The 12,123-nt window shown below is 31.9% G+C and carries 7 protein-coding genes and 1 pseudogene; 5 read left to right on the top strand and 3 right to left on the bottom strand.

Annotated features, from left to right (window positions below):
- Positions 1 to 245 precede the first annotated feature (245 nt).
- From A5893_RS15000 to A5893_RS14990, 3 genes are all read right to left on the bottom strand, one after another.
- On the bottom strand, positions 246 to 1,004 hold the full coding sequence (locus A5893_RS15000) for a glycosyltransferase family 2 protein (protein ID WP_068823393.1): 759 nt from the start codon (positions 1,002 to 1,004) through the stop codon (positions 246 to 248).
- Between the two features lie 122 nt (positions 1,005 to 1,126).
- A complete protein-coding gene (locus A5893_RS14995; protein ID WP_157687573.1) occupies positions 1,127 to 1,378 on the bottom strand; it encodes a hypothetical protein in 252 nt (83 codons plus the stop codon).
- Positions 1,378 to 4,770: a T9SS type A sorting domain-containing protein gene (locus A5893_RS14990; protein WP_068823391.1), complete on the bottom strand. Its 3,393-nt coding sequence runs from the start codon at positions 4,768 to 4,770 to the stop codon at positions 1,378 to 1,380. Before A5893_RS14990 ends, A5893_RS14995 begins: the two co-directional genes overlap by 1 nt.
- Before the next feature lie 159 nt (positions 4,771 to 4,929).
- Between A5893_RS14990 and A5893_RS14985 the strand changes: the two genes are divergently transcribed.
- The 5 genes and pseudogenes from A5893_RS14985 (at position 4,930) to A5893_RS14965 (ending at position 12,100) form a co-directional block, all read left to right on the top strand.
- Complete coding sequence (locus tag A5893_RS14985) at positions 4,930 to 5,706, top strand: polysaccharide biosynthesis/export family protein (RefSeq protein WP_068823390.1); 777 nt, start codon at positions 4,930 to 4,932, stop codon at positions 5,704 to 5,706.
- 1 nt (position 5,707) lies between these two features.
- The gene (locus A5893_RS14980) at positions 5,708 to 8,101 is read left to right on the top strand and encodes a polysaccharide biosynthesis tyrosine autokinase (RefSeq protein ID WP_068823389.1); all 2,394 of its coding nucleotides are present in this window, start codon (positions 5,708 to 5,710) and stop codon (positions 8,099 to 8,101) included.
- Between the two features lie 76 nt (positions 8,102 to 8,177).
- The gene (locus tag A5893_RS14975) at positions 8,178 to 8,690 is read left to right on the top strand and encodes a UpxY family transcription antiterminator (protein WP_068823388.1); all 513 of its coding nucleotides are present in this window, start codon (positions 8,178 to 8,180) and stop codon (positions 8,688 to 8,690) included.
- 444 nt (positions 8,691 to 9,134) lie between these two features.
- Positions 9,135 to 10,952 carry an asparagine synthase (glutamine-hydrolyzing) gene (gene asnB, locus A5893_RS14970; RefSeq protein WP_068823387.1) on the top strand — a complete coding sequence of 606 codons (1,818 nt, stop codon included), beginning with the start codon at positions 9,135 to 9,137 and terminating at the stop codon, positions 10,950 to 10,952.
- A pseudogene (locus tag A5893_RS14965) lies at positions 10,953 to 12,100 on the top strand (glycosyltransferase family 4 protein).
- The last annotated feature ends 23 nt before the right edge of the window (positions 12,101 to 12,123 follow it).

Below are 12,123 nucleotides of genomic sequence, written 5' to 3'. Positions count from 1 at the left end.
TATTTTGCAAATAAGAGTGAAACGATCGTAAAACTGCAAAATATAGCTACTCCACCTAAACGAGGAATACCATGGTCATGTTCTTTTCTATGACTTTGCAAATCGTCATACAGATGCCTTTCTCTTGCTACAAATAATATAGATGGAATTGCGATAAAGGATACAAAGGCAGATACGGCAATTACTATCAAATAATATAACCACTCAATATTTAAGAAAGACAGATCGAAATTCACGGTTTAAAATTAAGAATTTTTATTCCAATACTGCCTTAATTTCCTTAAAGGCTTTAAGATTGAGATTAACAAGGGGAACTTTATCCCGTTTTTATACATAGCTATCCGGTCTTCTTTATTGGCTTTAAGCCGATGTTGAAAGGAGTGGTTACTTAAACCACCTACTCTCATTATGGTAAATACTTTTGGCAAATAAGCAGTTTTAATCTGATGCTTAAATAAAAACCTCAAGATTAAATCGTAATCTGCGGCTGAGTGATAATTTAAATCATAAGATCCATACTTCACAAAACAGGATTTTTTGATAAATAATGTGGGGTGTGGGGGCATCCATCCGTATTTAAAATTATCCCTATTATAATAACCTGAGATCCAATTTCTGATAATTTGAGTTGGATAATCTCTATCCACGTACTGTAAATCGCCATAAACAGCCTGTATAGATGAGTCATTTTCAAATAAATTGTTAACCTGAGACAAAGTAAACTCATCTGCAAAGAAGTCATCAGAATGAAGGATCCCAATAACCCCACCTTTGGCTAAGTTGATTCCTTTATTTAGCGCATCGTAAATGCCCTTATCTTTTTCTGATATCTGCTGATTAATTATAGACTTGTTATCGAGAATAATTTTTAGTGTCCCATCATTACTTTTCCCATCAACAACTATTAATTCTTTATTGATATAATCTTGTTTGTTATAAGAATCAATTGCTGATTGTAAGAATTTCTCTGAATTATAAGTTGCTGTTATGATAGAAATTAACATCTGGAGACAAGAGAATATAATTTACAATTAAATATATTTATTCCAAAGTAAATTAGAAGGAAGATTTTTCAAATCTATCTTATAGTTATCCTATAGTTTTAGTATGATTATCCTATAGTTGACTAATAGTTTAAATTTTGTTGCTTTTTATTTTTAAGAACTTGATATCCAATTAAAATTCCTGCAATCAAAATAAAGTAAACTCCATCGTCGATAGGAACGTATATATCAGGATCACAATCGGGTAAATCCGGATTTGGATTTAGCGGATCGCTACAATCATCAAATGCAAAACTTGATGACGATATAAAAACAAAAGACATTATCATAAAGACTCTGATAAATCCTTTACTGTTCTTCAAAAAATCCTTCATTATTTTTTAATAAATTTATTCATGCCTAACAAGATATTCTTTTCATCTCTTATTTCTAACAAATACATCCCGTAAGGTAAATTAGAAACATTTAATTTTAATTCTTGTCCTGCATTATATTTTTCACTAGTGATGATAGCCCCGTTTACATTAACAATATTGATTTTTAGTTCTTTTGTTTGATTAGTACCATAATTAACTTTTATAAAGTTAGTAGCAGGATTTGGATAAACAGATATTAAATCTTGTTGATTGTTAAAATCAAACTTAATATTCTTTATCAAAGAATATTCAAACTTCCCGTCGTTATCCAATTGTTTTAATCTGTAATAATTATTTCCCTGCAATGGGTAAGCATCTTTAAAGGTATAACTATTTAGCGTTTGCGCAACAACTGTAGCATTTACAAAACCGATTTTAATAAAATCCTGATTCTGATCTCCAGCTCTTTCTATTTCAAAACCTTTATTATTTTTTTCTTCGGAGGTTGTCCATTGTAAATCAACCCCATTATTATTCTTTTTGGCATCAAAAGAAACTAACTTTATAGGTAAAGTGGTGGGTGGTTGAAATAAAAGTTTAAACCTCTTATCACCAAAGCTAGTTGCAATGGTCTTAATTGTATTAAAGTTATATACAGACCCTTGAATGATAGGCGTTAAAGTATTCAAATAATTGTCTTGCAACCATAATTCTTTTGAATCACCAAAACCAACTTCAGAAAACGATAATGACATATTACCAAACTGTTTACCAGAGACGCTGACTCTTAAATCCTCAACTTGATCAATATCAGGCATTAAATTAATAGCCATTGGCTTATTGTCTGAAGACATTGTAGCTAAACTTACATCAAATCCTGGAAAATACTTAGAATCGTTTTCATCTGACAATGAAATAAATCTAGTATCAAATAATACGACTGTTTCTTCCTCAAAATCATCCTGCTTAAGCTTCATACGCAAGATCTTTTTTCCAGTTGATAAAACTGATGATGCAGGCGCACTGTATTTGTTAGATAAAGATGTTGTGCTATTTAATGTAGTTAATTGTAAGTTAGGTTCTGAAGGTATACTTAATAATCTAGCTGGAGTATTCACAATATTTTTTTGGTTTTCCCTAAATCTTAAAGTACCTCCACCGCTATTTGACTGGATGTAAAATCCTTGACCAGGCTGTATATATCTTGATCCCCCATTTGCAGAAATACCACCAATTGAATTATAAGTAGCATTTGCCTTTCCGCCTGTAACTATAGTAATAGAACTATTTAAATTATTAGAGGCACTTCTCACTGCATCCCAATCTATGGTAGCTGGATATGGATTTCCGGCTAAATAAAATCCATCATAAGCGTCCCCATAATTGGTAAATCCAATGTTTACATTTATATCTCCCTTATTAATTGGTCCGGCGTAGGTAACTAACATATCTTCGGCAGGCGAAAATGGAGCTAACATTTTGCCAGGATTGGCATAAATTCCAGACCTATTTCCTCTAAAAAATAAAAGAAAACCAGTTCCTGGAGAAGTGCTGGTAGCAAGCGTTGGTACCGCTGTAAAAGCGCTTACAGTTGGTGAAGCTGGTTCGTTATAAAAGTTTAGCGTTACTGGATTGAAAGTAGGCACAGGACCTGGACCCGCATCAAAACCATTTGCAGTACCACCTGGCCCAGAGATAATGACATAATTTTTTAATTGCTGAAAAGTTTTTGCACCACCAACCGCCGCATCATTTATTGGAGAGGACATTGATTTTGTACCCCGTAAAGCTCCGCTAGGTTCTCCGTATAAATAAGATTGAACATTAACATTACCAATTACATTTGCAGAACCGACTAATTCCGCAACGTTAGCATTTTTACTGGCTGTAGCTAAAAGGGTTAAATTCCCATTTGAAGTAATATCCGCAGTGCCCGTAACGATCAAATTGTCTGAAACAGTAACTGGATTAGACATTATTTTAGACCCTGAAATGGATGCTAATAAATTTGAATAGTTCCCATCAGAAATAATTTGACCACCAGCAGCATTATAATTTACAGAACATAACCAATTTTTACCGTTTCCTATTGGTGATGCCCCTGTATTTTGGGTAGATAAAGTTCCTGATCCAAAACCCCCATTAGTTGAAGTTAGCGCATTAGTTCCTAAATTTAATGATCCTGTAATTCTAAGCGAATCGGTTACATTTATTGAACCTGTTCTTAAATTAACTCCTGAAAGATTATTAATGATTAATTTTTTTACCGTAGAAGGCAAGCCTGTTCCTGTGTTTTGCGTTGATGATCCATTATAAACGTAGGAAGCGGCTGAACTAAATGATCTTATGCCTGTACTTTGAATTGACCCGGTTGCACCTGAAGAAGTAATACCAGCAGTATTTGCGGTTAGTAATGTAGCATTGCTATTTAAAACAAACGTACCTATGTTACCTGATAAAATAGAATTCCCAAAGTTGACAATAGCAGAACTATTAATTGCGAAATTCAAACTACCCCCAATTGATCCACCGGTTTTATTAAATATTTGACTGTTTGTTCCGTTAAAAATAATGTTTCCTCTACTTTGATCTATATTTCGAACTAAACCACCGGAAATATTAAAATCACCACTTATTTGTAAATTTGCTGTAAAACTAGCATTATTAGATGAAGTTAAATTAACAACACCACCAGTTTGTGTATAATTTTTAATTGTAGCAGAAGCGTTTATAGGAGGGAAAAGAACAAAATTGCCACTACCAGTTGAAAGTACATTAAAATTATTCCTTACTATTGTTGATGAAGTAAAACCAAGATATAAAAAAGTATTTAACTGATTTATGCAATTGTATGTAAAATTATAAAAACTCTGGGTTGCTCCTAATAAAGTGCCTGAAGTTGCTGTAGTGTATCCACTTATTAAACAATTAGAGCCATCTAACCAAACAGCGGTCGGAATTGTGCCTATTGTAGTTTTATAGTTGTGAACATAGCTACCCCCATTTTCAAAATATAAAAGCCCAGTTAAGTTTAATGAACCCGCATTATTTAATATTCCAAATACTTGAACATCTTTTAAAGCAACACCATTATTAACGCTTAAACTAACACCTGAATTTAATATTAACTCAGCATTAGCACTTATAATTAATTTATTAACGGCGATACTACTTAATACATTTATAGTGTGTGTAGATTGAATTTCAATTTCTATAGAAGATGATGTTGGCGTTAAATTAGCGTTAACCCATGTTATTTTATTAACAGAACTTTCCCAAGTGGAAATATCGCTCCAATTGCCATTTTGTTTACTTCTAAAATAATCTGATGGAGAAGAGGCTAAACAGATATTTAAAAGTAAGCTAAATAATATAAAAAAAGATATTTTAATGGTAGTTGTTAACTTCATATCATTATAATAATCAAATATTTACAAACTTACAAAAAAAACGTTATTATATAGATACTGGTTTTCTGGTATTTTTAAATAAAATTTCATTATTTATAATCTAGTAATTATTGATTGTATATTTGTTTCACGGATGATTGATTTTTCTAAAATAAATTAATGGACAAAACGAATATTTTTTTTTTAATCATAGTAACTATAATATTATTTACCTCTTGCAACAATAAAACAAATACTTTATTTTATGTTAAGTCAAAAGGTAAAATAAACTCATCTGTTAGTATTCTGCTGCCCGGAGATATTAAAAACAAACAATCTTTTGATCAAAAAATACTACCAGGAGACTTATTAAGTATTAGAAACTTACAAAATGAAACTCAGGTATTAGGCTATTCATCTTCTTCAGGGGCAAGTATAAGTACTAATTATTTAGTAGAAAATGATAGTACTGTAACACTTCCTTTTCTTAATAGAATGAAATTAGGAGGAATGTTAGTGCCCGAAGCAGAAAATTTTTTGAATCAAAGCTATTCTAAAAATCTTTTAAAAGAACCTATTATTAAAATAACAATCACTAATTTAAAGGTAACATTAATGGGAGAATTTGGCAGAGTGGGCAACATTCCATTAGAACCAAATAAGACTTTTTTAACAGATATAATTGCTGAAGCTGGAGGTTTGAGCAAGAGAGCGAATCTTAAGAAAATTAAAATTATTAGAGGTAATTTAAAAAACCCGGAGGTAATTTTAGTCAATCTTCAAGATCTTAATTCTTTAGGTAATGATAAACTATATCTTCATAACAACGACATTATTTATGCAGAAACTAAAAATAGCTATAAATTTTTAGATGGGATTAGTTCTGGTAGTACAATATTGGGGATCGGAATTAGTGCGGTTAGTGCGTATTTATTGATCGACAGATTAAAAAACTAATATGCCAGAAAAAATTAGCTCTAAAAATAAACAGGAAATAGATTACAGTAAATTTATTAATATCGTTTTAAGCAGATGGTATTGGATAGCAGCAACTCTTATCATTTCTTTACTAATTGCTTATATTAATATTTGGTACACCCCAAAAGTGTACAGTACATCTGCCTATCTCAAATTTGAAGAAAAGCAAACTAATTTAAGTAATTCTGTTACTCTTAGCCCAACAACAAGGAATTATACTAATAAAATTTTATCTGAAAGCTGGACATTTAGGAGTAGTAAAACAATAATTGCTTCTGTTGATTACATAGATTGGCGTGTAAGCTATTTCTTAGAGGGAAGAGTAAGAACAGTAGAATTGTATCCGCAGAAACCTTTTATCATCCAAATCTTAAAACAAGATACCTTACAATTTTACAATCAAAATATCTCTTTAATCCCAGAATCTAATGGTTTAAAAATAAGTTATAATAATAAGGGGAAAGAAGCTACTCATTATTATCAATTTGGCGATATTATCAAAATACCTGGTGTTACTTTTTATATTAAAAAAGTATTAAATTTAACAGAAGGAGCCAATTACCTATTTAAATTTAATTATAAGAGCGAATTTTATGGCAGGATGGGTGGGGGGCTTAATATTGATGAAGCGGCTAAATTTTCATCTATCGCTTCTGTATCTAAAATAGACGGTAATCCATATTTTGCTGCTGATGCACTAAACGCCATCATGAAGGTTTATTTACAACAAGGCCTTGATGAAAAAACGCAGTCTGCAAAACAGATTATAGAATTTATAGATTTACAATTAGGAAATCTTTCTAATGCAGTACAGAATTCTGGTGAAAAATTAAAAGACTTTAAACAAGCTAATAATTTTTTAGATTTAAGTTCTGCTGCGGGTTCAGTGCTAAATGAAGTAACTCGTTTAGAAAGTCTTAATGAAGCTTCTGATTTACAATTGCTTATACTCAAACGGTTGCTAAAGCAATTTCAAAAGAATAAAGAAACCATCAGTTTAAATTTTAATTTGGATGGCAGTGTTGACCCTTTATTGGGGAGTTTAATTTCCCAATGGAATAGCCTAATTCAAGAAAGAGCGAGCCTTTTAAATACATTTAAAGAGGGTGCTAAGCCAATAGAAGAATTAGACGCTAAATTACGAATTTTAAGAGAGGCTGCTGGTGATAATATTCAAGCAAACATTAATCGAATTGAACAGACAAAACTATTCAATCAAAAAGAACTGACTAAATCTTACGCTAATTTAAAAGATCTACCACAACAAGAACGTGACTTATTTGGTTTACAACGAGATTATGGCATAAATGAGAAAATTTTTAGTTATCTATCCGAAAAGAAATTAGAAGCCCAGATTTCTAAAGCGTCCATTCTATCAGATGCTAGCATAGTAGATTTAGCCAAGCCAAATTTAAATCCAATTGCGCCTATAGAAAAATCCATCTGGCAATTTGCATGGATTATTGGATTAGGTAGTGGCATTGGTTTAATATTTTTAGTAAGGCTTCTTAATCCATACATTTACGACAAGGAAACTATTGAGAGTTTGACCAACACTCCAATTATCGGAATGATTAGGCATTATCCTGAGAAAGTGGATGCTGACAATAAAGAAATTTTAGCTATTGCAAAACCAAAATCTATTTTTGCAGAATCGGTTCGGTCTGTACGAACTAATTTGAGTTTCATAGCAAGCGAAGAAAAAAGTAAGGTTATTTGTGTAAGTTCTGAAATTGCCGGAGAAGGAAAATCTTTTGTGACCATCAATTTGGCCAGTTCATTAGCCTTAATTGACAAAAAAGTGATTTTTATAGCAGCAGATTTACGTCGTTCAAAAGTACACCGTACTTTCAATATTAAAGATAAAAAAGGCTTAAGTACCTATTTGGCAAATCAACATGAAGTGGATGATATCATTCACCCTACCAATCAAAAGAATTTAGATTTAATAGTTGCTGGAATAGTACCGCCAAACCCTGCAGAACTAATGTATTCTGACAGATTGAAAGAATTAATAGAGGAGTTAAAACTTAGGTACGATTTTATTTTGTTTGATACTGCACCCATTGGTTTAGTATCTGATGCTTTACCTTTAATTAGAATGTGTGATATTAATCTTTTTGTAATCAGAACGGGTAAGTCTAAATACTCGGCCGCAAGTATCCCAAATAGAATAGCAAATGAATATCATCTTAAAAATGTCTTTATAGTATTAAATGATTTTAGACAAGTCTCGCTCCATTCTAATTATTACAGCACTAAATATTCTGATAACTATTACGGTTATTACTATTCTGAAAATAGCGGAAAGGGTTATGGTTATTACACTGATGATCATATTAAACCTTTATGGAAAAGAATTTTAGGATGGTAAGCCAATTATGATTTGCTTTAGTTTTAGTGGAATTGTTTTTTTATAATATTAATTATTTTAGCGATAAAATATTATAATGAATAAAATAGATGAAACCTATCGTTGGTACCCTATCTATACGTTACCAAGAGCTGAGAAGAAAACGCATAATTTGCTTGAAAAAAAAGGCATTAACACCTACCTCCCTTTATACAAAACATTAAAGCAATGGAGCGATAGAAGAAAATGGGTAGAAGAAGTTTTATTTAAATCTTATCTTTTTGTTTACATCAGTCACAAAGAATATGATTTAGTAATCCAAAGCTATGGTGTAGTAAGATTTATTCATTTTTCTGGTAAAGCAGCATTTATTCCGGACAAACAAATTGAAATTTTAAAGAATTACCTATCAGGAGAACAAATACCAGAACTTACATTTGAAGATTTAGCCGCAGGACAAAAAGTCAAAATCATTTCTGGAAAATTAAAAGGCTATGATGCAGAATTAGTTTCTTGGCAACAACAACAAAGATTGGTATTGCGTATAGATGCCCTTGGTCAATCTCTCTTGCTTAGAATTTCAGCAGCTGATGTTGAAGTGGTGTATTGATTGCATTTTCCTTTTCAGTTTTACTCGTCATTCAGAGCGGTAGCTAAGAATCTGCTTGTTTTAAAAGTCCTCAAAAAGTAATATAATTGATATCACTTCTCGCTTATTTAATAGTAAAAATTAATTTCCTTATCCTTAAATTAAATGAAACACTTGACTCATAAGTGGTTCTTACACCGTATGAGATAAAATTTCCATTTTCCATAAAGATTTTCAGTATTTAAATTAAATTTTAACCTAAAAGAGGCTTGCGCTTAAGAAATTTATAATATTTTTACAGTCGTGTGTTTTGCTCTTCCTTTAAAAACTGGGACTGAGGCGGCGAAGCTATGACAGTACCATATTATACAAAAATATATTTTATTCAATTCATTGCTTTCATTGGCATTTAAGCAATAATATGTCATACCCTTATTATTTTAATATTAATCCAAGTGCTTTTTTATGTGTAGAATAGCTGGCCTATTCAATAAAAATGACAATCCTAAAAGGCTCAATCAATTGGTGCGCCAAATGTGTGAATTACAAAAACATGGTGGGCCAGACGATCATGGAAATTTTATTGATGATACCATTAACTTGGCTTTAGGTCATCAAAGACTTTCTATTTTAGACCCATCCCCTTTAGGCCATCAACCAATGTTTTTGCGGGATAGGTATGTGATTGTTTTTAATGGCGAAATTTATAATTTTAAAGACTTAAAAAAAGATTTAGAAAAACGTGGGCATACCTTTAATGGAAATTCAGACACCGAAGTTATATTACATGCTTTTGAAGAGTGGGGCACTAGCAGTTTTCTAAAATTAGAGGGTATGTTTGCCCTAGCCATTTATGATCAGGTTCAAAAAGAACTATTCTTGATTAGAGACAGCCAAGGAATTAAACCCTTATATTATTTTCATCAAGAAAACATTTTAGCATTTGCATCAGAAGTAAAAGCATTTAGTTGTTTACCCATCGGGTTAGAGAAAAATTTAGATTGGCCTTTAGCCTTTTTAACTTTTGGACATTTGCCAGAACCCATCACCACTTTAAAAAATGTGTTTTCTCTTCCTAAAGGTTGTTATGCTTACTTGAAATTAAATCAAGCAAACCATTGTGAAATTATAAACTTTACAGCTTTAGCAGTAGCAAAGCTTGATATATCTATTCCTGAAGCACAAGAATTAATTGATATCGCTTTAAATAATGCTATTGAAAAGCAGTTAATTGCTGATGTACCTTTAGGTGTTTTTTTAAGTGGCGGAATTGATAGTTCTTTGATTGCTATGCAGGCAGCAAAGTATCAAAAAGATAAGCTTTGTACCGTTTCCCTACATTTTCCAGAGATCAACTATTCCGAAAAAAAATATCAAGATATCATCAGTAAAAACTTACCGGGTAAACACATTTCGCAAGAAATAACAAAAACAGACTTTAACAACCATTTTGAAGAGATACTTGATGCAATGGATCAACCCACCTCTGATGGGATAAATACCTGGTTTGTTTCCAAAGCAGCTCAAGAAGCGGGTTTAAAGGCTGTATTATCTGGCTTAGGTGCTGATGAATTATTTGGTGGTTATCCGTCTTTCCAAAGAATTGATAAAGTCCCATTGCTTAGGAGTTTAGGTCCATTAATAAGTTCGTACGCTAAAATCTCAGGTAACGATGCGTTGCAAAGGGTTGCTTATTTGAAAAATCAAAAAAACCCTAATTATGAATATTTATTTTTAAGGGGCTTTTTTAATCCGATACAACTCCAAAAATTATTTCAGATATCTGGCAATCAGCAGCAGCAGTTTTTAAATGATTTAACCGTACCAACTGCAAAGGTAAGTCCTCATCAATATGATGGCGTAAAAGCTTCCTGGTATGAACAACATTACTTTATGCAAAACCAACTGTTAAAAGATGCAGATTTTATGAGTATGCAGCATGGTTTAGAAATTAGGGTACCTTTTCTAGACCAGCAATTAATCAATATTGTTAATCAGCTACCAAAGCAGGTGCTTTATTCAAAACATAAGCCCGCAAAGCATTTATTGATTCATGCTTTTAAGAACCTACTGCCTACTCAAATTTGGGATCGCCCAAAAATGGGATTTACCTTTCCGTTTCAAGAATGGTTAAAAACACACCCTAAATATTTGTCTTTAAAAGAGAGTTTTAGTCAAAATTTACCCATGCAGAATATGTTTAAATCTTATGAACAAAATAAAGTGCATTGGTCTAAAATAATGAGTTTAATGGTTTTAGCAAATTTTGAAGCTAAGTATTAAATGTTGACTGGCAGCCCATCCCCTTCAATAGCTAACCAAACAAAAACACTTGAAGTAGTTTTTTTGGGTTTATGCTGTTTTTCTCAAACAGGCGGGATTGAGAAAGTAAACAGAGCATGGTTAAAAGCACTCCAAAATATCAGTTCATCGCTTAACATCAAACTTATCTCTTGTTTTTTATTAGATGATCAAGCCAATACATCTTACATCAACAGCAACAATTTCAAAGGCTTTAAAAGCAATAAAATTAATTACACTTTACAAGTTATTTACTACGCTTTAAAAGCGGATATCGTAATTGTAAGCCATATTCATTTATCTCCTATCCTATTTTTAATACAAAAAATAAAACCTAAGCTAAAAGTTTATATCCATGCACATGGTATTGAGGTTTGGGAGCAATTGAGCAGCTTTCAAATCAAAGTTTTAAAAAAAGCTAGTTCTATTTTAGCAGTTAGCCAGTTTACTAAAAGCAAGTTGATCCAGAACTATCATATACCTTCCAATCAAATAGAAATTTGGCCTAACTGTTTAGACCCCTATTTTGATATCCCAAAAGATTTTACACCTAGTGCTACTTTAAAAAAAAGGTATGCTATAGATGAAGAAACAAAAGTACTTTTTACGTTAGCCCGTTTATCTACTACCGAACAATATAAAGGTTATGATGATGTGATTGCGGCTCTACCTTTATTACAACTTAAATACCCTAACATCATCTATTTAATCGGCGGTAAATATGATGATGCTGAGTTTTTAAGGCTCAATCAATTGATTACCAATTTGGGACTTAGCAAACAGGTAAAGTTACTGGGATATATCCCAAATGAAGAGTTAACAGCGCATTACGTATTGGCCAATGTTTATGTAATGCTAGTAAGGGAGAGGGATTTGGAATCTCCTTTATAGAGGCAAGCGCATGTGGCACACCCGTTCTAGCATCAGATGCTGACGGCAGCAAACAAGCCGTTATACCAAACAAAACAGGCTTAATTTGCCCTTACGGAAACATCCCTGAAATTGCAAATCACATATTTATGTTGTTCAATTTTTCCTATAATGCAAATCAAATTCAAGAATTTACACTAGAAAATTATAGCTTTATTGCTTATCAAAATAATATAATAAATTTATTAGATAGACAATAGCTTAACTATAAAAGACATCATCA

It is taken from the genome of Pedobacter psychrophilus (assembly GCF_001652725.1).
GTDB lineage: Bacteria > Bacteroidota > Bacteroidia > Sphingobacteriales > Sphingobacteriaceae > Pseudopedobacter > Pseudopedobacter psychrophilus.
The sequence above is the reverse complement of the archived record's forward strand: the minus strand, read 5'-3'. Positions and strand labels throughout refer to the sequence as shown.

Excerpts from the sequence above, each read along its gene's own strand:
- A5893_RS15000 (WP_068823393.1), bottom strand. The coding sequence starts at position 1,004 with ATGTTAATTTCTATCATAACAGCAACTTATAATTCAGAGAAATTCTTA.
- A5893_RS14995 (WP_157687573.1), bottom strand. The coding sequence starts at position 1,378 with ATGAAGGATTTTTTGAAGAACAGTAAAGGATTTATCAGAGTCTTTATG.
- A5893_RS14990 (WP_068823391.1), bottom strand. The coding sequence starts at position 4,770 with ATGAAGTTAACAACTACCATTAAAATATCTTTTTTTATATTATTTAGC.
- A5893_RS14985 (WP_068823390.1), top strand. The coding sequence starts at position 4,930 with ATGGACAAAACGAATATTTTTTTTTTAATCATAGTAACTATAATATTA.
- A5893_RS14980 (WP_068823389.1), top strand. The coding sequence starts at position 5,708 with ATGCCAGAAAAAATTAGCTCTAAAAATAAACAGGAAATAGATTACAGT.
- A5893_RS14975 (WP_068823388.1), top strand. The coding sequence starts at position 8,178 with ATGAATAAAATAGATGAAACCTATCGTTGGTACCCTATCTATACGTTA.
- asnB (WP_068823387.1), top strand. The coding sequence starts at position 9,135 with ATGTGTAGAATAGCTGGCCTATTCAATAAAAATGACAATCCTAAAAGG.